This is a genomic window from Enterobacter sp. RHBSTW-00318 (genome assembly GCF_014101375.1).
GTDB lineage: Bacteria > Pseudomonadota > Gammaproteobacteria > Enterobacterales > Enterobacteriaceae > Enterobacter > Enterobacter ludwigii.
In genome coordinates, this window is sequence record NZ_JABXQH010000001.1 from 2,968,963 (window position 1) to 2,993,393 (window position 24,431).

Here is a 24,431-nt window from a genome sequence, read left to right on the forward strand (position 1 = left end):
CGCGTGGCGACGATGTACCCCATCATGATGAAGGGGTTGATATGGACACGACAGAAAACCGATATTCGCCGCGCCCGGCGTTCAGTATTGAGATTGAAGGTAAGCAGCTTACGGCGCTGGATAACCGGCTGATCTCCCTTTCCCTGACAGATAACCGGGGCTTTGAAGCGGACACGCTGGATCTGACTCTGGATGATGCAGACGGGCAGGTAGCCTTACCATCACGCGGCGCAAAGATATCGGTGGCGCTGGGCTGGGATAATGATCCATTGGTTTTTAAGGGCGTGTATACGGTTGACGAGATCGGACACTCTGGCCCGCCTGACCAGCTAACGATCAGTGCCAGAAGCGCAGATTTCCGCGATACCTTTAACGTGAAGCGGGAATATAGCTGGCACGATATTACCGTGGGGGACGTGGTCGCCAGCATTGCCAGCCGCTACGATCTGCGTGCGGGCGTCAGCGAAGAACTGGCGAAGATTGAGATAGACCACGCCGATCAGACGAGTGAATCAGATATCAGCTTCTTAACGCGCATGGCCGAAATGCTGGGCGCGGTGGCAACCATTAAAAACGGTATGCTTCTGTTTATCACGCCGGGCAAGGGAGTGACGCAGAGCGGCAAGCCGCTGCCGGTGATCGAGATAGTCCGGTCATGCGGTGATAAACATCGGTTTAACGTAGCTGACCGCGACGCGTACACGGGCGTAACTGCATACTGGCTTGATCTCAACTTTGGCAAGAAACCATCCACTACCGTGAAGAAAACCACCCGCAGGCGACGAACCAGCCAGGCCAAAAAGAAAGAACCCGCATCAAGCAAAAAAGAAGGGGATTATCTGGCCGGGGCCGAAGGCAACGTTTTTGTTATCCGTAAAACCTTCAAGACGGAAAAGGCGGCAAAGCGTGCCGCAGCGGCTAAGTGGCGGGAGTTGCAGCGCGGGGCAGCGACGTTCAGCATCACCCTGGCGCGTGGCCGCGCAGATTTGTACCCGGAACAGCCCGCCAGCGTCTACGGCTTTAAGTCCACGATCGACAGTGGGAACTGGACGATAACGCGGTGTGTTCATGATATTGGTGGGGGAGGGTTTACCACGTCGCTGGAACTGGAAGTAAAAATCGACGACTGGACAGCGGAGAGTGACGATTCAACGTCTTAAGCGTTATACTTGCGTTGATATTAACCAGTCCTGAAAGGAGGCCCGCGTATGGCAATGCGCTGTCCTCGCTGCCGTGCAATAGCAAAAACCAGAACCAGCGTTGAGCTGAGTTTGCTTGTACGGCGCAGCTATCACCAGTGTCAAAATATGTTGTGCGGGTACTGTTTCACCAGCATGACGGAAATAGACGGTTCACTAAACCAGACCCAGCCAGCGCCAGGCGCGATGGTGCCACAAGAAGCTTTTCCACGAAGTCACCACGGCGAAGATCAGCTATCGCTGGCACTGTAAACATAACGAGAAAAGATAGGGCCGGGCATGAAACCCGGCCTATTTTTTTGTCGAAGTGTAGTCAAAATGTAGACGAAGTTAAGAATAAATCCTTTTATTCCATTATGTTACTGTCTGGATTTCTTCACCATCCCTGTCTTCCCCCACATGATGTGGGGGTTTTTTTTGCCCTTCATTCTGCTTTGTTAACCGTTTATTCATCCTTTGACTCCCCATGCTTCCGTTATACTAGCGGCATGACATGACAGGAGCGTTTATGAATCAATCCTATGGAAGACTGGTAAGTCGGGCAGCGATTGCAGCGACCATCGTGGCTTCAAGCCTGTTAGTGATTAAAATTTTTGCGTGGTGGTATACCGGCTCAGTCAGTATTCTCGCGGCGCTGGTGGACTCGTTGATGGATATTGCCGCCTCGCTGACGAACCTGCTGGTTGTGCGTTACTCGCTGCAACCGGCGGATGAAGAACACACGTTTGGGCACGGGAAAGCCGAGTCGCTGGCCGCGCTGGCGCAAAGCATGTTTATTTCCGGCTCAGCGCTGTTTCTGTTTTTAACCGGTATTCAGCATCTCGTCTCGCCGTCACCGATGAACGATCCCGGCGTGGGCGTGGTCGTGACGATTGTGGCACTTATATGCACACTTGTTCTGGTAACGTTCCAGCGCTGGGTTGTTCGCAAAACGCAAAGCCAGGCTGTACGGGCGGATATGCTTCATTATCAATCTGATGTTATGATGAATGGCGCTATTCTTATTGCGCTCGGTCTGGCCTGGTATGGCTGGCATCGGGCCGATGCGTTGTTTGCGTTAGGGATTGGCATCTATATTTTATATAGCGCCTTACGGATGGGGTATGAAGCGGTGCAATCGCTTCTGGACCGCGCCCTCCCGGACTCAGAACGTAATGAAATTTTTTCTATCGTGACCTCCTGGCCTGGTGTCAGAGGTGCACACGATCTTCGAACGCGGCAGTCAGGGCCGACCCGCTTTATTCAGATTCATATTGAAATGGAAGACAACCTGCCACTGGTTCAGGCTCACGTTATTGCTGAGCAGGTCGAGCAGGCGATTTTGCAGCGTTTTCCTGGTTCAGACGTCATTATTCACCAGGATCCCTGCTCGGTTGTACCCGGACATGTTGAGCTTTCGTAATTGGTTGTAAAAAAGTGAGCCAGGCCAGCATTTTGTGTATAAATTACCGCCATTTGGTCTGACCTGAATCAATTCAGCTGGAAGTGATTGATATACTATTTGCAGTATTCGTTGGTCGATAAATTCTTCCGGCAACAGATTTCAATTTTGCATTCCTAAGTTCAGAGGTAGTCATGATTAAGAAAATCGGTGTGTTGACAAGCGGCGGTGATGCGCCGGGCATGAACGCGGCAATTCGTGGGGTTGTCCGTTCAGCGCTGACGGAAGGCCTGGAAGTTTTTGGTATCTATGATGGTTATCTGGGCCTGTATGAAGATCGCATGGTTCAGCTCGACCGTTACAGCGTGTCCGACATGATCAACCGTGGCGGTACCTTCCTCGGTTCTGCGCGCTTCCCGGAATTCCGTGATGAACACGTCCGTGAAGTGGCTATTGAGAACATGAAAAAACGTGGCCTCGACGCACTGGTTGTTATTGGTGGTGACGGCTCGTACATGGGTGCAAAACGTCTGACTGAAATGGGCTTCCCGTGCATCGGGCTGCCGGGTACGATCGACAACGACATCAAAGGCACTGACTACACCATCGGTTATTTCACCGCACTGGGCACCGTTGTTGAAGCGATTGACCGCCTGCGCGACACCTCTTCTTCCCACCAGCGTATCTCCATCGTGGAAGTGATGGGCCGTTACTGTGGTGACCTGACGCTGGCTGCGGCCATCGCCGGCGGTTGTGAGTTCGTGGTGGTTCCGGAAGTGGAATTCAGCCGTGAAGATCTGGTGGCTGAAATCAAAGCGGGTATCGCAAAAGGCAAGAAACACGCCATCGTAGCCATCACCGAGCATATCTGTGACGTTGACGAGCTGGCGAAGTACATCGAAACCGAAACCAAACGTGAAACGCGCGCTACCGTTCTGGGCCACATCCAGCGTGGGGGTTCCCCGGGTCCATACGACCGCATCCTGGCATCACGTATGGGTGCATACGCCATTGAACTGCTGCTGCAGGGTCATGGCGGTCGTTGCGTGGGTATTCAGAACGAAAAACTGGTTCACCATGACATCATCGACGCCATTGAAAACATGAAGCGTCCGTTCAAGGGTGACTGGCTGGACTGCGCAAAAAAACTGTACTGAGCGGTGACTTTCCCCCGGTCGCGCTGAGTTAACCGGGTCCGCAGTCCACGCTCATAAAGACCGGGTAAGGCGATTTCGCCGCCCGGTTTTTTTATGCCTGCTCGTTTTTTATTCCTCTACGTTATAGCCAATCTTTTTTTATTCTTTAATCATTGGTTAGCTTTCTGGCACGCTGCAAGCATCAAAACACTACACAAGAGATCCGGGCGATGAATAAATGGGGCGTGGGGTTAACATTATTGCTGGCATCGACCAGCGTTTTGGCTAAGGACATCCAGTTACTGAACGTGTCATACGACCCGACGCGTGAGCTGTACGAGCAGTACAACAAAGCCTTCGCGGCACACTGGAAACAGGAAACCGGCGACAACGTGGTGGTGCGTCAGTCGCATGGTGGCTCCGGTAAGCAGGCGACCTCAGTCATCAACGGGATTGAAGCCGACGTGGTTACCCTGGCGCTGGCCTATGACGTCGACGCCATCGCCGAGCGTGGGCGTATCGATAAAAACTGGATCAAACGCCTGCCAGACAACTCAGCGCCTTACACCTCGACCATTGTTTTCCTGGTGCGTAAGGGCAACCCAAAACAAATTCATGACTGGAACGATCTGGTTAAGCCGGGCGTTTCCATTATCACCCCGAACCCGAAAAGCTCGGGTGGCGCACGTTGGAACTACCTGGCGGCCTGGGGCTACGCGCTGCATCACAACAACGGTGACCAGGCGAAAGCCCAGGCGTTCGTGAAAGCGCTGTATAAAAACGTTGAGGTGCTGGACTCTGGCGCACGTGGTGCCACGAACACCTTCGTTGAGCGTGGGATTGGCGACGTGCTGATCGCATGGGAAAACGAAGCCCTGCTCGCCACCCACGAACTGGGTAAAGACAAGTTCGAGATCGTTACGCCAGGCGAATCTATCCTCGCCGAACCTACCGTTTCTGTGGTTGATAAAGTGGTTGAGAAGAAAGAGACCAAAGCGGTGGCGGAAGCGTACCTGAAGTATCTCTACTCGCCAGAAGGCCAGGAAATTGTGGCGAAAAACTACTATCGTCCACGCGATCCGGCAGTGGCGAAGAAATATGAAAGCGTCTTCCCGAAACTGAAGCTTTTCACCATTGATGAAGAGTTCGGCGGCTGGGCGAAAGCGCAGAAAGAGCACTTCTCTAACGGCGGAACTTTCGACCAGATCAGCAAGCGATAAACGTTAGCAGGACAGACACGGTGACCCGGCGCGAGAAATCCGCCGGGTTTTTTATTTGGTCATCATTTTGCGTTACTCTTTCGCCACTATCGAAAACAGGGAACGCATTGTGAAAAAAATACTATTACTGATTCTGGTTGTCATCATTCTTGCCGCGGGTGGCTGGTACTGGATGAAAGCGGGTAATCCGAATGCGTTGCGTCATATCGTTCTCGACCAGTGTCTGCCGAATCAACTCCAGCACCGTAACCCGGCCCCGTGCGCGCAGGTGAAGCCTGATGCGGGTTATGTGGTGTTTAAAGACCGCAACGGGCCGCTGCAGTATCTCCTGATGCCGACTTACCGTATCAAAGGAACCGAAAGCCCGCTGTTGACCGAACCGAATACGCCCAACTTCTTCTGGCTGGCCTGGCAATCACGCAACTTTATGAGCATGAAGCGCGGGACCGAGGTGCCGGACAGCGCAATTTCGCTCACCATTAACTCCCCGACAGGCCGTACGCAGAACCATTTTCATATCCATATCTCCTGCCTGCGCCCGGACGTGCGCGAGAAGCTTAATGCCGCGCAGGGGCAAATCAGTACCCAGTGGTTACCGTTCCCGGGCGGGCTGGAAGGGCATGAGTACCTCGCCCGTCGCGTGACGGAAAATGAGCTGGTACAGCGCAGTCCGTTTATGATGCTGGCTGAAGAGCTGCCGGAAGCGCGTGACCATATGGGGCGCTTCGCGCTGGCCATGGCGCAGCAGTCGGATGGATCGTTTGTCTTACTGGCGACCGAACGTAACTTGCTGACCCTGAATCGCGCGTCGGCTGAGGAATTGCAGGATCATCAATGCGATATCCTGAAGTGACATCACCATAAATAGCGTTTACTCGTCCTGCCTGTCGCCGTAGACTTGCTGAAAAAAACGACAGGAGACAGGAATGTCGCTCTGGTTAACGCATCCTCTGTTTGTGCCCTCATTGATAGTCGGCGTCACCATCGTGCTGTGGGCGACGTCGCTATTGCCGGAATTTATCACCGCGCTGCTGTTTTTCACGGCGGCGATGGCCGCCAGAATCGCCCCGGCGGAGGTGATTTTTGGTGGTTTTGCCTCGTCTGCATTCTGGTTAGTGTTTAGCGGCTTCGTGCTGGGGGTGGCAATCCGTAAAACCGGTCTGGCGGACAGGGCCGCACGGGCGTTGTCGGCAAAACTCACTGATTCGTGGGTATTGATGGTGGCAAGCGTGGTGGGGCTGAGCTACGCGCTGGCGTTTGTGATGCCGTCGAATATGGGCCGTATCGCGCTGCTGATGCCGATTGTCGCCGCCATGGCCAAAAGGGCCGCCATCCCCGACGGTTCCCGCGCGTGGTATGGCCTGGCGCTGGCCGTCGGGTTCGGAACCTTCCAGCTCTCGGCGACCATCCTGCCTGCCAACGTGCCGAATCTGGTGATGAGCGGCACCGCGGAGGGCTCGTACGGGATCCATCTGAACTATGTCCCGTATCTGCTGCTGCATACACCCGTCCTCGGGATCCTGAAAGGGGGCATTCTGATCGGCCTGATCTGCTGGTTGTTCCCCGGCAGCCCGAAACCGGCCACCGATCTTACGCCGTCTGAACCGATGGGGCGGGATGAAAAACGTCTCGCCTGGCTGCTGGCGGTGGTGCTGGGGATGTGGGTGACAGAGAGCTGGCATGGCATTGGACCGGCGTGGACGGGCCTTGCGGCGTCGGTCATCGTCATGCTGCCACGCGTCGGGTTTATCACCGGTGAAGAGTTTTCTGCGGGAGTGAACATGCGCACCTGCATTTACGTGGCGGGGATTCTCGGGCTGGCGATTGTGGTGACCCAAACGGGTATCGGTTCCGCGGTGGGGGAGGCGTTATTGCGGATTATGCCGCTTGATGCCAGCAGACCGTTCACCAGCTTCCTGGCGCTTACCGGTATTACCACGGCGCTCAACTTCATTATGACCGCGAACGGTGTACCGGCGTTGTACACCACGCTGGCACAGAGTTTTTCGGACGCCACCGGTTTCCCGCTGTTGTCGGTGATCATGATTCAGGTACTGGGGTATTCCACGCCGCTGCTGCCGTATCAGGCGTCGCCGATTGTGGTGGCAATGGGTTTAGGGAAGGTGCCTGCAAAGGCGGGGATGTTGCTCTGTCTGGCGCTGGCGATTGCAACGTATCTGGTGCTGCTGCCGCTGGATTATCTGTGGTTTAGCGTGCTGGGGAAAGTGTAATTTCCCTCCCCGGTGGGGGGAGGGAAGTCGGTTTTTACGCCTGTTTAGCCGCTTCTGCTGCTTTAACGATCACCGCGAAAGCGTCAGCTTTCAGGGATGCACCGCCAACCAGCGCGCCATCGATGTCTGGCTGGGTGAACAGCTCAGCAGCGTTGGATGCGTTAACGGAACCGCCGTACTGAATAATTACCTGCTCAGCCACTTTCGCGTCCGCTTTAGCAATGTGGTCACGGATAAATTTGTGAACCGCCTGTGCCTGCGCAGGGGTCGCTGATTTGCCGGTACCGATCGCCCAGACGGGTTCGTACGCGATAACCGCGCCTTCGAATGCTGCAGCACCCTGCGTTTTCAGCACGGCGTCGATCTGACGAGCACACACTTCTTCCGTTTTGCCTGCTTCGTTTTCGGCTTCGGTTTCACCGATGCACAGAACCGGGATCAGACCCTGCTCTTTCAGCACCGCGAATTTCTTCGCGATAAATTCGTCGGATTCTTTGTGGTAAGTGCGACGCTCAGAGTGGCCGATGATGATGTATTTCGCGCCGATATCTTTCAGCATTTCAGCAGAGGTTTCACCGGTGAATGCGCCTGACAGGTTAACGTCAACGTTCTGTGCGCCCAGAATGATGTGGCTGCCGTCAGCGGCATGTTTAGCCAGATCCAGGTACATATCCGGCGGAGCGATAGCAACCGCGCAGCCCGTCACGCCCGCCAGCTCTTTACGCAGGTTCGCAACCAGTTCGTTTACCATGTGGCGGCTGCCGTTCAGTTTCCAGTTACCCATCACTAAAGGATGTCGCATTTCAATTCTCCACGCTAAATTAGCGAATTAAGGAATATGGCCGCCCTGTCGGGCAGCATGGTCTGTGAATCAGTATAGAGATTTTCCCTCGAAAGGCTTTGCTTTTTGTCATTAATTCGCCCCTCCGAGTGTGTCTGATAGTGCCAGCTTAATCGGTTCAACAGCGAAGGTCAGTCCTTTTTCGCCGTTATCTGCCACCACATAGCGTATGGCCCCTTCGGTATCGGCGTAGTAACGCTTATTTTTACCGGCGGTGAGGAGTTTTTGCAGCTTTTGCTGGCTTTGCTTTTTGGTCAGCGCGGGCGTAAAAGCCTGCAGTATCGCGCTCATGTACTCGAGCGCTTTTGCCTTAGCGGCTTTCTGCTCTGGCCCCTGAATCGGCAGCCAGGTTATTTGCATGCTTTTGATTTTTAGCGTGCCGCGCTCCAGCGCAGTGGAGGCATATAAATTCTCGTTGATCTTGCTCGCAGCCCGGGTCAGGGTTGGCGTATCCCGGGAGCTGTCAATGGCGCGGAATTCATCCAGCGGTAGCGTGGGGTTGGTTTTATTGAAGGTTTCACGAAACTGGCTGATTGACTGATCGAACGAGGGCGCACCTGCCAGCAGATAGGGAGCTGTCGTCGGGGCAGTGGTTTCGGCGGCGTGCAGGGGGACACCCGCGATGAGCATCGCTAAACACAGGAAAAGAGAACGTGCCGAACTTTTCATCAACATTGCCCCTGGCCGTAAGTGTTCATGATTAAATCGATATCTGGTCGGCTTGTCAAAAGGTCACAACTCCAGGGTAAAATGCGCGCTATATGATAATAAGGAACCTTACATGACCATACAGCAGTGGTTGTTTTCATTCAAAGGGCGTATTGGACGCCGTGACTTCTGGATCTGGATGGCGACGTGGATCGTTGCCATGCTGCTTCTGTTTTTCGTGGCCTTCAACGCATGGCTCAGCACACAAACGGCGGCGTTTGCGCTGGTCTGTTTACTGTGGCCAACCGCGGCCGTGGTGGTGAAACGTCTGCACGATCGCGGCCGTTCCGGCGCGTGGGCTTTTCTGATTATTCTGGCGTGGATGCTGGTGGCCGGGAACTGGTCGATACTTCCGTCCATCCTTCCCTGGGTGGTGGGCAGACTGCTACCAACCATTATTTTTGTCATGATGGTGGTCGATCTGGGCGCGTTTATCGGCACCCAGAGCGAAAACAAATACGGCAAAGACACCCTTGAGGTGAAATACCGCTGATCACCAGTAGTGTTCGGCAGTCATATGGCCCGGCCGGCGGCGAAGATGTTTCGTCATCTGCCGGGTATCCTTCAGAAGCTGCTGCGTGTCGCGAACCATCTGCGGGTTGCCACACAGCATGACATGGCTGGTTTCAGCGCTCATCGGCAAGCCAATTGCGTCTTCCAGTGCACCACTCTCAATCAATGCCGGTACGCGGCCCGTCAGTGAGCCTGCTGCGGTTTCGCGGCTGACCACGGTCTGAATTTTCAGTTTCCCGCCGTACTGCTTTTCCAGCGCCTGCATCTGCGGAAGATAGCTCAAGTCTGCGGCATAGCGCGCGGCGTGAACCAGCACGATGTTTTTAAAGCGCTCAAGGTCTTTGCCGTACTGCAAAATAGAGAGATAGGGGCCAATGGCCGTGCCGGTTGCCAGCATCCAGAGGGTGTCGCAGTCCGGGATTTCGTCCAGCACGAAGAAACCGGCCGCTTCACTCACAATTTGCACATCGTCACCGGGCTTAAGCGCGGCAAGGCGTGGGCTGAGTTTGCCGTCCGGGACGGTGACCAGATAGAACTCGAGATCCGGGTTATCGGGGGCATTAACGTAGGAATAGGCGCGCTGCACGCGCTCGCCGTCAACATCCAGCCCCAGCTTCGCAAATTGCCCGGCCGTAAACGGGTGGACGGGAGCATGCAGGGTGAGACTAAATAGCGCATCGGTCCAGAACTGTATCTTTGTGACTTTACCTGTTACCCAGTCCGCCATGATCTTCTCCTGTGCTTTTTCTCTGTTCTATCTTCCGGACTTGTGGTGAAGATTTCCAGCCCATTTGGGCCGGAAAGCTCTATCGATCAAACGGTTTTACAGAATGTGCGCCTGCACGTCAGGGTCTTTACGATCCAGATAGTGAACAGACTGAATGCGGCGAATGGTGCGCGATTTACCGCGGATCAGCAGGGTTTCGGTGGTGGCCATATTGCCCTTACGGGTGATGCCATCCAGCAGGTCACCTTTGGTGATGCCGGTTGCGGAGAAGACAACGTTGTCGCTGCGCGCCATGTCATCCAGCGCAAGCACCTTGTTGGCTTCAATACCCATCGCTTCGCAGCGTGCCAGCTCTTCTTCCCCAATACGGCGATTCTCTTCGCTGTCGCCTTTGACTTCGTGACGGGGCAACAGACGGGCCTGCATGTCGCCATCCAGAGCGCGGATCACCGCGGCGGAGACCACACCTTCCGGCGCGCCGCCGATGCCGTAAAGGACATCCACTTCGCTGTCTGGCATGCAGGTCAGGATAGACGCTGCTACGTCGCCATCCGGGATGGCAAAGACGCGAACGCCGAGCTGTTGCAACTGGGCAATGGTGGCATCGTGGCGCGGTTTCGCCAGAATGGTCACGGTGAGCGCGCTAAGCGGTTTTTCCAGCGCCCTGGCAACGTTACGCAGATTCTCTTCCAGCGGCAGGCTCAGGTCGATAGCCCCTTTGGCACCGGGGCCGACAATCAGCTTTTCCATGTACATATCCGGTGCGTTGAGGAAACAGCCTTTGTCCCCTACCGCCAGCACGGCCAGCGCGTTGGCCTGGCCCATTGCCGTCATGCGGGTACCCTCAATCGGGTCGACGGCGATATCCACGGCATCACCTTTGCCGGTGCCCACTTTCTCACCGATATAGAGCATTGGCGCTTCGTCGATCTCGCCTTCGCCAATGACGATGGTGCCATCGATATTGACCTGGTTAAGCACAATGCGCATGGCATGGACAGCCGCACCGTCTGCGGTATTTTTGTCGCCACGGCCAAGCCATTTATAGCCCGCCAGTGCGGCAGCTTCGGTGACGCGGGAAAACTCGATAGCCAGTTCACGTTTCATGAGGTACTCGTGCAATCAAAAGGAATTGCACGAAGTTTATCACAGAGTGGGGGTGGGTGCGGTCGGTCCCCTCTCCCCGGCGGGGTGAGGGGACGGGTGAGGGGAGAAATTACTGCTCGTGCTCTTCCCACGCCAGGGCGCGTTTCACCGCTTTCTTCCAGCCGCTGTAGCGGTAGTTACGCTCAGTGGTTTCGATGCCAGGGCGGAATTCGCGTTCGATAACCGCTTTTTCCTGCAGTTCATCCAGATTCTGCCAGAAGCCGACAGCCAGACCTGCGAGGTACGCCGCACCCAGCGCGGTGACTTCACGTACTTCCGGGCGCTCTACGCGGGTGCCCAGAATGTCGGACTGGAACTGCATCAGGAAGTTGTTGGCAACGGCGCCGCCGTCCACGCGCAGGGCGTGCAGACGAATGCCGGAGTCAGCCTGCATTGCTTCCAGTACGTCGCGCGTCTGATAAGCGATGGATTCCAGCGTCGCGCGGATAATGTGGTTCGAGTTTACCCCACGGGTCAGGCCGAAAATCGCGCCGCGTGCATACGGGTCCCAGTAGGGGGCACCCAGACCGGTAAAGGCCGGAACCACATACACACCGTTGGTGTCCTTCACTTTGGTTGCGAAATACTCGGAGTCAAACGCATCGCTGATGAGTTTCATCTCGTCACGCAGCCACTGAATAGACGCACCTGCCATGAACACCGCACCTTCCAGCGCATAGTTCACTTCACCGCGTGGGCCGCAGGCGATGGTGGTCAGCAAGCCGTTTTCTGATTTCACCGCTTTCTCACCGGTGTTCATCAGCATAAAGCAGCCGGTACCGTAGGTGTTTTTCGCCATCCCTTCCTTAACGCACAGCTGGCCAAACAGCGCCGCCTGCTGGTCACCGGCAATACCGGCAATTGGAATACGCGTGCCGCCTTTGCCGCCGATATTGGTCTGACCGTAAACTTCAGAAGACTTGCGGACTTCTGGCAACATCGCACGCGGGATATCCAGCGCGTCCAGCATCTTGTCATCCCACTCCAGGGTATTGATGTTGAACAGCATGGTGCGCGAGGCGTTGGTGTAATCAGTGACGTGGACACGCCCCTGGGTCATCTTCCAGATAAGCCAGGTGTCGACGGTACCGAACAGCAGCTCACCGCGTTTTGCACGTTCACGTGAACCCTCAACGTGGTCGAGGATCCATTTCACTTTGGTACCGGAGAAATACGGGTCAACGACCAGACCGGTTGCGCTACGCACATAGTCTTCCATACCGTCGCGCTTCAGCTGTTCGCAGATTTCTGATGTACGGCGGCACTGCCAGACGATGGCATTGTAAATGGGCTTACCGGTTTCGCGCTCCCAGACGATAGTGGTTTCACGCTGGTTGGTAATACCGATAGCGGCAATCTCGTCGGAACTGATATCGGCTTTCGCCAGCACTTCTACCAGCGTGGAGCTTTGAGAAGCCCAGATCTCCATAGGATCGTGTTCGACCCAGCCTGGACGAGGATAGATTTGCTCAAATTCGCGCTGTGACACGCTGACGATATTCGCGTCATGATCCATTACGACAGCGCGGGAGCTGGTAGTGCCCTGGTCGAGCGCAACGATATATTTTTTTTCGGTCATGGTATGTGTCCCGTAGTCAGATTACAGCGAAGCTTTTTGTTGTGCGGTAGAAGTCGTTTCCTTCTCCTCTTCCACACAGGTGTCGCACGGTAAATGGCGACCAATTAATTTGCGGTAGCTAAATGCACCCAGCGCAGCCCCGACAACCGGTGCAAACAGCGGTACCAGGAAGTAAGGGATATCTTTACCGCCGGTGAAGGCCACGTCGCCCCATCCTGCGATAAAGGCAAAAGCTTTAGGTCCGATATCACGCGCCGGGTTCATCGCAAACCCGGTCAGCGGGCCCATGGATGCACCGATCACCGCAATCAGCAAGCCAATCAGCAGCGGTGCCAGCGGGCCGCGCGGAATGCCGTTTCCGTCGTCGGTCAGCGCCAGGATAACGCCCATCAGAATAGCGGTAATCACCATTTCAACTGCGAACGCCTGCACAAAATTGATATGCGGGTTGGGATAGGTTGAGAAAATGCCTGCCAGATCCAGACTTTCGACACTGCCACGCACCATATGATGTGTCTGTTCGAAGTCGATGAAAAGATTGTAATAAAGCCCGTAAACTAACGCCGCTGCGCAAAACGCGCCGGCAAACTGAGAAAGGATGAAGGGAACAACTTTGCGTCCGTCGAAGCACGCGAACAGCCACAGCGCGATGGTCACCGCCGGGTTAAGATGTGCGCCGGAAACCCCTGCGGTCAGGTAGATGGCCATCGCCACGCCCAGACCCCAGATAATACTGATTTCCCACTGACCGAAACTGGCACCCGCCACTTTCAGTGCAGCAACACAGCCCACTCCGAAGAATATCAACAACCCGGTACCAAGGAACTCGGCAATGCACTGGCCTTTTAAGGTTGATGTCTGACTCATAATCGGAATCCTGAAGAAATTGATGTTTATTGTTAGCATGACCGCCCGTGACAGCCACGATGCCCTGTAGACATAGTGTTAATTTATCGTTAACGAGCAAAAACGAGAAATATCGAAATCAAAATGTGTGGTCTGCGTCAATAAAATGAGCGTTTTCGCGCCATAAAGCGCATTTTTACACCAATAGAAAAATGTGAGCTGAATCATTTCATTAACGAATCAGTTAACAATTTAGGGGTATATGCCGCGAACGCACCAGGACGAGGCCGAAAAGTGTTGCAAACCACGATCTGCGCGGTCTGCCGCTGGACAGGGGCGACGGGGCTTCATACAATCGGCATATCTGTTGTGCGCGTTTACGTTAAAGCGTCGCCTTGCAATTCAGGAGAGGTAGGATCATGTCTTTAGAAGTGTTTGAGAAACTGGAATCGAAAGTACAGCAGGCGATTGACACCATCACGCTGCTGCAGATGGAAATTGAAGAGCTGAAAGAGAAGAACAACAGCCTGGCGCAGGAAGTTCAGAACGCCCAGCACAGCCGTGAAGAACTGGAGCGCGAAAACAACCAGCTGCGTGAACAGCAGAATGGCTGGCAGGATCGTCTGCAGGCGCTGCTGGGGCGTATGGAAGAAGTGTAATTTCTTTCGGGAAATGCAGAACAGGCCGGGTAAGGCGTCGCCGCCACCCGGCTTTTTTTATTACTCGATATCCAGCGGATCTTCGGAAAGGATAATCCCGGTGTTATCGGCATAGAGATGGTCACCGGAGAAGAAGGTCACGCCGCCGAAATTGACGCGCACGTCGCTTTCGCCGATACCTTCACCTGCAGCACCCACCGGAATGGCCGCGATAGCCTGAATGCCAATGTCCAGGTCTTCGAGATCGTCCACCTGGCGCACTGAGCCATACACTACAATGCCTTCCCACTCGTTCTGTACGGCAAGACGGGCGAGCTCAGCATCAATGAGGGCACGACGTACGGAGCCCCCGCCATCAACCAGCAGAACGCGGCCACGGCCGTTCTGTTCGAGCAGATCATAGAGCAACCCGTTATCCTCGAAACATTTCACCGTGACGATTTGTCCGCCAAACGACGACCGCCCACCAAAGTTGGAGAACAGCGGTTCAACGACGTTGACATCTTCCTGGTAGATGTCACAAAGCTCGGAGGTATCGTATTTCATAGGTTTAACGCTCAGTTGCTGCGAATGTGTTCAGTATATCGTGCTAAATGCGTTGTTGGCAAAATCATCAATTGTTAATTGATATTTGTCAGTTAACCCAGCGTCTGACTTAAGACAATCCCGATGACGAACAACAGGTTAGTCAGCAGTGCCCCTTTTACCGTACGCTCCAGCATTGGCGGCATGGCCGCAGGACTGAGTTCACGCATGACGAATCGCGCCTGCTTAATCAGCAGCGGTGCGGCGAGTACAAACAGCCAGCCCCATATGCTGTGCAGCGAGATAACGTTAAACAGCGCCAGGCACAGCAGAGCGCCCAGCAGCAGACACGCATGATAACGGCGTGCATTAACGGGCCCCAGACGCACGGCCAGCGTGTTTTTGCCGTTCTCACGGTCGCTGTCGATATCGCGCAGGTTGTTGATGTTAAGCACCGCCGTCGCCAGCATGCCGCAGGCGGTTGCCGGCAGGAACAGGGCCGGGATCAGGGTATGTGCCTGTAAGTATCCGCTCCCCATCACGCTCAGCCAGCCGAAGAACACAAGCACGGAGATATCACCCAGCCCAATATACCCGTAAGGGCGGGTACCGACGGTATAGGTAATGGCGGCAATAATGGCGAGCAGACCCAGTACCAGGAAACCAATGAAATCGCTGGGGGTTTTAGACGCGACCGTTACCAGCGCCAGGCCGGAAAGACAAATCAGCGCCACGGTGATGATCAGCGCGCGCTTCATCTGCGCCTGGGTAATGACCCCTTTCTGCATACCGCGCAGTGGCCCGATACGGTCGGGTTTGTCGCTGCCTTTAACCGCATCGCCATAGTCGTTGGCGAGATTGGAGAGAATTTGCAGCAGACCGGCGGTAATCAGTGCCAGCCCGGCAACCAGCGGATCGAAATAGCCTTGCCACCAGGCAAGCGCCGTACCGACGATAATGGCGGCAAAGGCCAGAGGAAGAGTTTTAGGGCGCAGACTTTCGAGCCACGCCTGAGTACGGCTGATGTCAGTCATAGTAATTTAGCCAATAAAAATGGGGGCTTTAGCCCCCATTAAACGTGATGAGAATGCAGTAACCGCGATTATAGGATAAAACGGCTCAGATCTTCATCTGCCACTAACGCATCCAGGTGTTTACCCACATATTCTGCGTCAATGGTAATGCTTTGACCGTTCAGGTCGCTCGCATCATAAGAGATATCTTCCATCAGGCGCTCCAGCACGGTGTGCAGACGACGGGCACCGATGTTCTCGGTGGTTTCGTTGACCTGCCAGGCGGCCTGGGCGATGCGTTTGATACCGTCTTCAGTGAACTCGATGTTCACACCTTCGGTTGCCATCAGCGCTTTGTACTGTACGGTCACAGAGGCATTTGGCTCGGTCAGGATGCGTTCGAAATCTTCAGTGGTCAGCGCCTGCAGCTCCACGCGAATCGGCAGACGACCCTGCAGCTCCGGGATCAGGTCAGACGGTTTCGCCACCTGGAATGCGCCAGAGGCGATAAACAGGATGTGGTCCGTTTTGACCATACCGTGTTTGGTGGAGACGGTGCAGCCTTCAACCAGCGGCAGCAGGTCGCGCTGAACGCCTTCACGGGAGACATCCGGGCCTGAGGATTCGCCACGCTTACAGATTTTGTCGATTTCGTCGATAAACACGATACCGTGCTGCTCAACCGCGTCGATAGCATCCTGCTTCAGCTCTTCCGGGTTCACCAGTTTCGCCGCTTCTTCTTCGATCAGCAGCTTCATGGCGTCTTTGATTTTCAGCTTACGCGCTTTCTGCTTCTGGCCGCCCAGGTTCTGGAACATGGACTGCAGCTGGCTGGTCATCTCTTCCATGCCAGGCGGTGCCATGATTTCCACACCCATAGGGGCAGCAGCAAGATCGATCTCAATCTCTTTGTCGTCCAGCTCGCCTTCACGCAGTTTTTTGCGGAACGCCTGACGCGCCGCTGACGGCTCAGCCTGCTGTTCAGCCTGGCCCCAGTTGTTTTTCGCCGGTGGGATCAGGACGTCAAGAATGCGCTCTTCCGCCATCTCTTCGGCGCGGTAGCGGTTTTTCTCAATCGCCTGGACGCGCACCATTTTGATCGCCGAGTCGGTCAGATCGCGAATGATGGAGTCCACTTCTTTACCCACATAGCCCACTTCGGTGAACTTGGTGGCTTCGACTTTGATGAACGGGGCGTTAGCCAGTTTCGCCAGACGACGGGCGATTTCGGTTTTACCGACACCGGTCGGGCCGATCATCAGAATGTTTTTTGGCGTCACTTCATGGCGCAGCTCTTCTTCGAGCTGCATGCGGCGCCAGCGGTTACGCAGGGCAATAGCCACGGAACGCTTGGCGTTGTCCTGGCCGATAATATGTTTGTCCAGTTCGCTGACAATTTCGCGTGGGGTCATTTCAGACATGGGAGATCCTTACGCTTTAGACGGTAATTCTTCGATGGTGTGGTTGTGGTTGGTATAGATGCAGATATCACCTGCAATATCCAACGCCTTCACCGCGATATCGCGCGCGTTCATGTCGGTATTTTCCAACAGCGCACGGGCTGCAGCCTGGGCGTACGGGCCACCAGAGCCAATAGCAATCAGGTCGTTTTCAGGCTGAATGACGTCACCGTTACCGGTGATGATAAGCGAAGCGGTTTCATCGGCCACCGCCAGCAGCGCTTCAAGTTTGCGCAGCATGCGATCGGTACGCCAGTCTTTCGCCAGCTCAACGGCGGCTTTCACCAGGTGACCCTGGTGCATTTCCAGTTTGCGTTCAAACAGTTCGAACAGCGTGAAGGCGTCAGCCGTGCCGCCTGCAAAACCGGCGATCACTTTGTCGTTGTATAAACGACGAACTTTCTTCACGTTGCCTTTCATTACGGTATTACCCAGCGTGGCCTGGCCATCACCGGCGATTACCACGTGGCCGTTACGGCGTACACTTACTATTGTTGTCACGAGCAGACCCCCTGGTTACAGAATCGGGAAACAGAAGCCCTGAGCCTGTGCTCAGGGCTGAATAGAATGATAGATGGGGGGGAATTTGGGGGTTTCAACCCCCGGTAGCGAGTCGAATGCAGTTTGTGTGTCCCGCCACTTTCAAACGGGAAATGGTTCCGTCGGCATTTTCTTTGCCTTTGACCGGGCCAATCACCACGCGATTCCAGCCGTTATTGGTGGTAATGCGTGAATCAAACCCTTCAAAAGCCAGCTGTGCGCGCACCGTTTCCGCCTGCTCAGCACCTTTGAATGAACCACATTGCACCATCCAGCGGCGTTCGTCTTTTTTCTCCGCAGTCTGCTTCGGCGCATCGGTCTCTTTGGTTACCGGTGCGGCCTGCTGCGTTTTCGGCTGCTGCGCAGTGGTATGCGCCGGCGTCTGCAGCAGATCCTGGTACGGCTGAGCCGCCTGCTTCTGCGGCTGGGCCTTCGGCGGTTGCTGCACTGGCTGGGACTGCGCCGTTCGCGTTTGCTGCTGATACGGCTGTTCCGTCACCCGCGGCTGCGTTTTAGGCTGCTGCACTGGCTGGGTTTGCGCCCACTGCTGTTGTTGCTGCTGTTGCTGTTGGAGCTGCTGCTGCGCCTGACGACGCTGCAGCGTTTGCTGACGCTGTTCCGGCGTCTGCTCGTTCCACGGCACTTCGTTCAGCTGCGTAGGCTGCTGGCGCATATCGGCCTGCATTTGTGCCAGCAACTGACGCTGTTCATCCGTCAACTGGCTGGCATTTTGCACTTCACCACCCGCTGAAGGTTCGGTCGGCGCACGTACGCCAGGCTGACGGCTTTCCAGCTCTTTGATATAGCGCCAGCGCTCTTCAGGCTTCGGCGGAAGGCCGTTTCCGGCAACCTTGCTGGCCTGAAGCGCCTCGGACTCTTCTTTTTTATGGTGCGTGATAAAGTACAGACCACCAATAAAGGCCACGACTACAGCCGCAGCAATAGCGACCATCGCTGGCGAGACAGCAGGCAGGTTACGTTGCTTTTTCCTTGAGCTACTCTTTTTGCGTCGCGAAGGTGCCGGCTGGCCGCGACGTACATAATCTCGTTGTGCCACTATCGTTTCGCTGTATTTATTCGTTCGTCAGCCCGCCATGTTACTTAAGCGGCGGGGCTTTGACCAGATAAGGGTGTCTGAAAGACATTTACTTTAAGTCAATGCCTGGGTAGAACCGCGCACAATCAATTCACAGTCCAGCAACCGCGAGCCGCTGTTAACTGTTTGACCATGCAGATGATCCAGCAGAAGAAGCATCGCTTCACGCCCAATATCATAGCGCGGCTGCGCCACGGTCGAGAGTGGAGGATCGCAAAATTCTGACAGCGAAATATTATCGAATCCGATGATCGACAAATCTTTCGGTATGCGCAGGCCGCGGCGCTTCGCATACGATAATGCCCCCAGTGCCATCACATCGCTGTGACAGAACACCGCGGTCGGCGGCTCGGGCAGATCCAGCAGCTTCTCCAGTGCCTGTCCACCGGCTTCAAAGGTGAAATCCCCGCGAGCAATGTAGTGCGGATCGACGGTGACGCCGGTACGGCGCAGCGCCTGAACGTAGCCCTGCAGGCGGTAGTGGCACAATGGCATCTCTTCCGGCCCGGCAATGCAGCCAATACGCTTGTGCCCCAGCTCCTGAAGATAGTTGACGGCGTTGAACGCGGCGGTCAGGTTATCAATATGTACCGTCGGCAGCTCCAGCTCTGGTGCAAACTCGTTGGCCATCACCATCGGCGGTAAATTGCGCTGCTCTTCAATGCTGGCATCAAACGGCAGGCGAGACCCAAGCAGCAACATGCCGTCGATCTGCTTGGTGATAATGAGGTCGATAAAGGTTTTTTCCTGCTGGTTCTGGTGAGCGCAGTCGCCAATCAGCACCAGATAACCTTGCTCTGCCGCCGTCACTTCGATACCGCGAATAATCTCGCTGAAGAAGGGATCGCAGATGTCCGGCACAATCACCAGGATGGTGCGCGACTCATTGCGTTTAACGTTTCGTCCCATCGCCTGCGGGAAATAGCCCACTTCCAGCGCAGCCTGCTCTACCCGGTTACGGGTCGCCTGGGAGACTTTATCCGGGTTCATTAATGCGCGGGACACGGTTGCCGTAGAGACTTGTGCTTTCTGGGCAACGTCTTTCATGGTCGCCGTGGCAACCTCTTTCCTGGACTTCAACGTCTTCTCCTCGCCTGAACACCGAACTTCTGACGCCACCATTTTTACAGATAGTTAATGGAATCGGTTACAGAATTTTCATAAAAAGTGTGAGGAGCGTTAAATTTTTCGATCCGTCTTCAGCCTTCGATAGGATCAACGTCCAGTACCCACTTCACTTTGCGCGCTTCCGGTAGGGTATTGATCAGCACCAGCGCGCCGCTGACGATATGTTGCAGGCGGATGCGCGAAGGGTGCTGGAGCAAAATCTGCCAGCGGAAACGTCCACCACGCTTTGGTGCCAGCGCCGGCACCGGCCCCAGTATCCACAGCGGGTTATCCACCAGCGGACTGGCCTGCAGGAGGTTTCTCAGCTGCTGCAGGAAAAGCGGTGCCTGCTGGTTGTTGTGATCTTCTGCGCGGATGATGACGTGGCTGGTCCACGGCGGAAGCTGCATCGTCTGGCGTTCTGCCAGCGCCTGCTCCGCAAACGCGTCATAGCCTTTATGCAGCAGGGTTTGCAGTAACGGATGTTCAGGATGGTGGGTCTGTAATACCACCTCACCCTGTTTGCCTGCGCGACCGGCACGTCCGGCAACCTGGGTATAAAGCTGGGCAAAACGTTCTGCAGAGCGGAAATCGGCCGAAAACAGCGCGCCGTCTACGTCCAACAGGGCGACCAGCGTTACGTCCGGGAAGTGGTGCCCTTTGGCCAGCATCTGCGTGCCAATCAGAATGCGTGCACCACCGCGATGCACTTCCGCCAGCTGCTGTTCCAGCGCCCCTTTGCGGCTGGTGGTGTCACGGTCGATGCGGGAAAGAGGAACGTCAGGGAAGAAAGGCTTAAGGGCCTCCTCCAGTTGCTCCGTCCCCAGACCGACCGGCACGATATGCGTTGAGCCACATGACGGACACTGGCGTGGTACCGGCCGCTGGCTGTCGCAGTGGTGGCAGCGCAAATGGCGCTGGGCCTGATGGAATGTGTAGTAGTGGTCGCAGCGCGGGCATTCGGCAATCCAGCCGCAGTCGTGACACAGCAGCGCCGGGGCAAATCCGCGGCGGTTAAGGAACAAAATGACCTGATTACCGGCCTGCAAATGCTGGCGCATCCGGGTGATAAGCGCAGGCGCTAACCCCGCCTGCACCTGCTGGCCTTTTAGATCCAGCACATGCTGAATGGCAGGGCGTGCGTTCCCTGCGCGCCGCGTCAGGCGCAGCATGTGGTATTTACGCTGGCGAACGTTATGCAGCGTTTCGAGGGCGGGCGTCGCGGAGCCAAGAATAATCGGGATTTGCTCGCTGTGGGCGCGATAAACGGCCAGATCGCGGGCGTGATAGCGCCAGCCTTCCTGTTGCTTATAGGAGCTGTCATGCTCTTCATCGATGACGATAACGCCGAGGTTTTTAAACGGCGTAAACAGCGAGGAACGGGTGCCAATCACAATCGCCGCTTCGCCGTTTTTGGCTTTCAGCCAGGCGCTGAGGCGCTCGCTGTCGTTCAGGCCCGAGTGTAACACTTCAACCGGCGCATTAAACCGCTCGCGAAAACGGGCGATGGTTTGTGGTGTAAGGCCGATTTCCGGAACCATCACCAGCGCCTGTTTACCCTGCGCAAGCACGTTTTCCAGTACGCTGAGATACACTTCTGTTTTGCCGGAGCCGGTGACCCCTGCCAGTAGCCAGGCGGAGAAATGATCGGAGGCGCTGTGAATGGCTCCTACGGCGGTGGCCTGCTCGGTGTTGAGTCGCAGACGATCCCCTGAAACGGAGAAACTGTCCCGCCAGTCATAAAGGGCAGGCGCCTCGCTTGCCAGTTCGCTCAGCCCTTTTTTGCGCAGGGCCTGCAGCGCCGTTTCACTCACCGCAAGCTCATCAACCTGATGTCGCCAGATTTTCCCCTGACGCAGGGCCGCCAGCGCCTGCTGCTGTTTCTGCGAGCGTTTCAGGCTATTGATATCGACCGCCTGACCCTCTTCAGTGGCAAACCAGTACCACAGGGGAGCGTGGCTGGCACTTTTACCCTGACGAAGCATAATAGGCAGGGCGTGGAACAGGACATCGCCGATGGGGTGATGGTAGTAATCTGCCGCCCACAGCAGGAGCCGCCAGATGCTGGTGGAGAAAACGGGCTCGCTGTCCAGTACCTCCGCGACGGCTTTCAGCTCATTGAGCGGCAATTCGCTCTTATCGCTCACTGACACCACAATCCCAATACGCTGCTGTTTGCCAAATGGCACGGTCACGCGACAGCCCGCTTTGGCGCTCATGCTGTCAGGCAGCAGATAGTCAAAGGTGCGGGGAAGCGGAACGGGCAGGGCAACGTGAGCGACGGGCATCGAATCTTCCTGACTTGAAAAGTGGCGCGTTAGTATACACATTAGTGAAAGCGGCGTGCGGATCAGTTTGCATACGTTGGTCAAATTCTGTATGATTCGCCGCCTTTGGTGTACTTTACGCCAAAGAACTTACATTCAACATCGCGTGGTGTCTGGCGTTAGGGCTGGAAGAGCGACGCGGCCTTAACTGAGGTTCTCCCATGAAAAAAGATATTCACCCGAAATACGAAATGATTACTGCAAACTGTTCTTGCGGTAACTCTATCCAGATCCGCTCTACCGTGGGTCACGATCTGAACCTGGACGTGTGCGGCAAATGCCACCCGTTCTACACTGGTAAGCAGCGTGATGTTGCAACCGGTGGCCGTGTTGACCGCTTCAACAAGCGTTTCAGCATCCCGGGCGCTAAGTAAGTTTCCCGAAAAAAAGGCACCGCAAGGTGCCTTTTTTGTATCCGCTTCTCAGTATTCCCACGTATCCGGGTCGATACCCAGTTCACGCATGATCACCTTCGCCTCTTCCGGAATTTCATCACTACGCTCTTTGCGCAGATCTTCATCGTTTGGCAACGGTTGACCGGTAAACGCATGCAGAAACGCTTCGCACAGCAGTTCGCTGTTGGTCGCGTGGCGCAGGTTGTTCACCTGACGACGCGTACGTTCATCGGTGAGGATCTTCAACACCTTCAGAGGAATGGAAACCGTAATTTTCTTTACTTGCTCACTCTTCTTACCGTGCTCAGCGTATGGGCTGATATATTCGCCGCTCCATTCAGCCATGAGATACCTTTAATCCTCTCAGTCATTAATCTAAAGGTGCAAAACCCGTCATCGCCAGTTTTGACCGTAATCCAGCGTAGTTTACCGTAGAGACGATACCGTGGCACGGATATTGCCGCTGCAGCGTGCACTAAAGCATATAATTTTAACGGCTATTTGCGCATTGCTCAATCTATACGCAAAGAAGTTTAGATGTCCAGATGTATTGACGTCCATACTTTCAGTGTTTACTCTGGTGCCTGACTTTTCACCTCTTTTAGCCAGGAAGCCTTCACCATGACGCGTAAACAGGCCACCATCGCAGTGCGTAGCGGATTAAATGATGACGAGCAGTACGGCTGTGTTGTCCCGCCAATTCATCTTTCCAGTACTTACAATTTTACCGGTTTTAATGAACCCCGTGCGCATGACTACTCCCGTCGCGGCAACCCGACGCGTGACGTAACCCAGCGCACGCTGGCGGAGCTGGAAGGCGGTGCAGGCGCCGTGTTAACCAACACCGGGATGTCTGCGATTCACCTGGTGACGACGGTATTTCTGAAGCCGGGCGACCTGCTGGTGGCACCGCACGACTGTTACGGTGGTAGCTATCGTCTGTTTGACAGCCTCGCAAAACGCGGGTGCTACCGCGTGCTGTTTGTCGATCAAAACGACGAACAGGCGCTGAAACAGGCGCTGGCAGAGAAACCGAAGCTGGTGCTGGTGGAAAGTCCAAGCAATCCATTGTTGCGTGTCGTCGATATTGCGAAAATTTGTCAGCGCGCAAGGGATGCGGGAGCGATAAGTGTAGTGGATAATACCTTCCTCAGTCCGGCCCTTCAGAACCCGCTTGCGCTGGGTGCCGATCTGGTATTGCATTCATGCACTAAATATCTGAACGGTCATTCTGATGTGGTAGCGGGCGTGGTGATTGCAAAAGATCCCGACGTTGTCACCGAACTGGCATGGTGGGCCAATAACATTGGCGTCACTGCGAGCGCTTTCGACAGCTACCTGTTGTTGCGCGGTATCCGCACGCTGTCGCCGCGCATGGAAGTGGCGCAGCGCAATGCTCAGGCGATTGTTGATTTCCTGAAGACCCAGCCGCTGGTGAAAAAGCTCTATCACCCGTCGCTGCCGGAAAACCAGGGGCACGAGATTGCCGCGCGTCAACAAAAGGGATTTGGCGCGATGTTAAGTTTTGAACTGGACGGTGACGAGCAAACGCTGCGTCGCTTCCTGAGCGGGCTGTCATTGTTTACGCTGGCGGAATCATTAGGTGGGGTTGAAAGCTTGATCTCCCACGCCGCGACCATGACGCACGCAGGTATGGCACCAGAAGCACGTGCCGCCGCCGGTATTTCTGAGACGCTGCTGCGTATCTCGACCGGTATTGAAGATTCTGAAGATTTAATTGCCGATCTGGAAAATGGCTTCCGGGTCGCAGCCAAGGGGTAA

Annotated in this window: 25 protein-coding genes; 11 read left to right on the forward strand and 14 right to left on the reverse strand. The window is 55.3% G+C overall.

Annotated features, from left to right (window positions below):
- The first annotated feature begins 41 nt into the window (after positions 1-41).
- The 7 genes from HV157_RS14735 to HV157_RS14765 all read left to right on the forward strand — a co-directional run bounded on the left by HV157_RS14735 (position 42) and on the right by HV157_RS14765 (position 7,167).
- The gene (locus tag HV157_RS14735) at positions 42-1,160 is read left to right on the forward strand and encodes a phage late control D family protein (RefSeq protein WP_044597460.1); all 1,119 of its coding nucleotides are present in this window, start codon (positions 42-44) and stop codon (positions 1,158-1,160) included.
- Positions 1,161-1,214: 54 nt separating this feature from the next.
- The gene (locus tag HV157_RS14740; RefSeq protein ID WP_223814694.1) at positions 1,215-1,451 is read left to right on the forward strand and encodes an ogr/Delta-like zinc finger family protein; all 237 of its coding nucleotides are present in this window, start codon (positions 1,215-1,217) and stop codon (positions 1,449-1,451) included.
- 256 nt (positions 1,452-1,707) lie between these two features.
- Positions 1,708-2,601, forward strand: coding sequence for a CDF family cation-efflux transporter FieF (gene fieF / locus HV157_RS14745; RefSeq protein WP_020883958.1), 894 nt, complete (start codon positions 1,708-1,710; stop codon positions 2,599-2,601).
- Positions 2,602-2,774: 173 nt separating this feature from the next.
- Positions 2,775-3,737 (forward strand): 6-phosphofructokinase, encoded by a 963-nt coding sequence (pfkA, locus tag HV157_RS14750; RefSeq protein ID WP_014172210.1) that lies wholly within the window; start codon positions 2,775-2,777, stop codon positions 3,735-3,737.
- Between the two features lie 209 nt (positions 3,738-3,946).
- Positions 3,947-4,936 carry a sulfate ABC transporter substrate-binding protein gene (locus HV157_RS14755; protein ID WP_182269170.1) on the forward strand — a complete coding sequence of 330 codons (990 nt, stop codon included), beginning with the start codon at positions 3,947-3,949 and terminating at the stop codon, positions 4,934-4,936.
- 109 nt (positions 4,937-5,045) lie between these two features.
- Entirely contained in the window at positions 5,046-5,789 is a 744-nt protein-coding gene (locus tag HV157_RS14760) for a CDP-diacylglycerol diphosphatase (protein ID WP_047954827.1), read from the forward strand.
- Between the two features lie 73 nt (positions 5,790-5,862).
- Entirely contained in the window at positions 5,863-7,167 is a 1,305-nt protein-coding gene (locus HV157_RS14765) for an SLC13 family permease (RefSeq protein ID WP_073397772.1), read from the forward strand.
- Between the two features lie 34 nt (positions 7,168-7,201).
- On the opposite strand, the gene tpiA is transcribed toward HV157_RS14765, so the two are convergent.
- Entirely contained in the window at positions 7,202-7,969 is a 768-nt protein-coding gene (gene tpiA / locus HV157_RS14770; RefSeq protein WP_014172206.1) for a triose-phosphate isomerase, read from the reverse strand.
- A 111-nt stretch (positions 7,970-8,080) separates the two neighbouring features.
- Positions 8,081-8,677: a DUF1454 family protein gene (locus HV157_RS14775; protein ID WP_020883954.1), complete on the reverse strand. Its 597-nt coding sequence runs from the start codon at positions 8,675-8,677 to the stop codon at positions 8,081-8,083.
- Positions 8,678-8,789: 112 nt separating this feature from the next.
- Here HV157_RS14775 and HV157_RS14780 point away from each other — a divergent pair, with 112 nt between their 5' ends.
- Positions 8,790-9,209, forward strand: a complete 420-nt coding sequence (locus tag HV157_RS14780) for a DUF805 domain-containing protein (protein ID WP_025202755.1) — start codon at positions 8,790-8,792, stop codon at positions 9,207-9,209.
- Here the strand turns inward: HV157_RS14780 and fpr are convergent, their stop codons facing one another.
- From fpr to HV157_RS14800, 4 genes are all read right to left on the reverse strand, one after another.
- A complete protein-coding gene (gene fpr / locus HV157_RS14785; protein ID WP_014172203.1) occupies positions 9,210-9,956 on the reverse strand; it encodes a ferredoxin--NADP(+) reductase in 747 nt (248 codons plus the stop codon).
- A gap of 96 nt (positions 9,957-10,052) precedes the next feature.
- Positions 10,053-11,063, reverse strand: a complete 1,011-nt coding sequence (gene glpX / locus HV157_RS14790) for a class II fructose-bisphosphatase (RefSeq protein WP_044858132.1) — start codon at positions 11,061-11,063, stop codon at positions 10,053-10,055.
- A gap of 109 nt (positions 11,064-11,172) precedes the next feature.
- Positions 11,173-12,681: a glycerol kinase GlpK gene (glpK, locus tag HV157_RS14795; protein ID WP_014172201.1), complete on the reverse strand. Its 1,509-nt coding sequence runs from the start codon at positions 12,679-12,681 to the stop codon at positions 11,173-11,175.
- A 21-nt stretch (positions 12,682-12,702) separates the two neighbouring features.
- Positions 12,703-13,548, reverse strand: coding sequence for an MIP/aquaporin family protein (locus tag HV157_RS14800; protein WP_014885705.1), 846 nt, complete (start codon positions 13,546-13,548; stop codon positions 12,703-12,705).
- Positions 13,549-13,946: 398 nt separating this feature from the next.
- Here HV157_RS14800 and zapB point away from each other — a divergent pair, with 398 nt between their 5' ends.
- Positions 13,947-14,186, forward strand: a complete 240-nt coding sequence (gene zapB, locus HV157_RS14805) for a septal ring assembly protein ZapB (RefSeq protein ID WP_008501806.1) — start codon at positions 13,947-13,949, stop codon at positions 14,184-14,186.
- Positions 14,187-14,246: 60 nt separating this feature from the next.
- Here the strand turns inward: zapB and rraA are convergent, their stop codons facing one another.
- From rraA to priA, 7 genes are all read right to left on the reverse strand, one after another.
- Positions 14,247-14,732 (reverse strand): ribonuclease E activity regulator RraA, encoded by a 486-nt coding sequence (rraA, locus tag HV157_RS14810; protein WP_014172197.1) that lies wholly within the window; start codon positions 14,730-14,732, stop codon positions 14,247-14,249.
- Between the two features lie 92 nt (positions 14,733-14,824).
- Entirely contained in the window at positions 14,825-15,745 is a 921-nt protein-coding gene (gene menA, locus HV157_RS14815; RefSeq protein ID WP_014172196.1) for a 1,4-dihydroxy-2-naphthoate polyprenyltransferase, read from the reverse strand.
- Positions 15,746-15,813: 68 nt separating this feature from the next.
- Positions 15,814-17,145: an HslU--HslV peptidase ATPase subunit gene (hslU, locus tag HV157_RS14820; RefSeq protein ID WP_014172195.1), complete on the reverse strand. Its 1,332-nt coding sequence runs from the start codon at positions 17,143-17,145 to the stop codon at positions 15,814-15,816.
- Between the two features lie 9 nt (positions 17,146-17,154).
- Positions 17,155-17,685, reverse strand: a complete 531-nt coding sequence (gene hslV, locus HV157_RS14825; RefSeq protein WP_014172194.1) for an ATP-dependent protease subunit HslV — start codon at positions 17,683-17,685, stop codon at positions 17,155-17,157.
- A gap of 94 nt (positions 17,686-17,779) precedes the next feature.
- Entirely contained in the window at positions 17,780-18,781 is a 1,002-nt protein-coding gene (gene ftsN / locus HV157_RS14830; RefSeq protein WP_014172193.1) for a cell division protein FtsN, read from the reverse strand.
- A gap of 93 nt (positions 18,782-18,874) precedes the next feature.
- Positions 18,875-19,900 carry a DNA-binding transcriptional regulator CytR gene (gene cytR / locus HV157_RS14835; RefSeq protein WP_182269171.1) on the reverse strand — a complete coding sequence of 342 codons (1,026 nt, stop codon included), beginning with the start codon at positions 19,898-19,900 and terminating at the stop codon, positions 18,875-18,877.
- Between the two features lie 119 nt (positions 19,901-20,019).
- Positions 20,020-22,215: a primosomal protein N' gene (priA, locus tag HV157_RS14840; RefSeq protein WP_020883948.1), complete on the reverse strand. Its 2,196-nt coding sequence runs from the start codon at positions 22,213-22,215 to the stop codon at positions 20,020-20,022.
- Between the two features lie 200 nt (positions 22,216-22,415).
- Between priA and rpmE the strand changes: the two genes are divergently transcribed.
- The gene (gene rpmE / locus HV157_RS14845) at positions 22,416-22,628 is read left to right on the forward strand and encodes a 50S ribosomal protein L31 (RefSeq protein ID WP_003862040.1); all 213 of its coding nucleotides are present in this window, start codon (positions 22,416-22,418) and stop codon (positions 22,626-22,628) included.
- Positions 22,629-22,676: 48 nt separating this feature from the next.
- Here the strand turns inward: rpmE and metJ are convergent, their stop codons facing one another.
- Entirely contained in the window at positions 22,677-22,994 is a 318-nt protein-coding gene (metJ, locus tag HV157_RS14850; RefSeq protein WP_007369220.1) for a met regulon transcriptional regulator MetJ, read from the reverse strand.
- 276 nt (positions 22,995-23,270) lie between these two features.
- Here metJ and metB point away from each other — a divergent pair, with 276 nt between their 5' ends.
- Positions 23,271-24,431 (forward strand): cystathionine gamma-synthase, encoded by a 1,161-nt coding sequence (gene metB, locus HV157_RS14855; RefSeq protein WP_014172189.1) that lies wholly within the window; start codon positions 23,271-23,273, stop codon positions 24,429-24,431.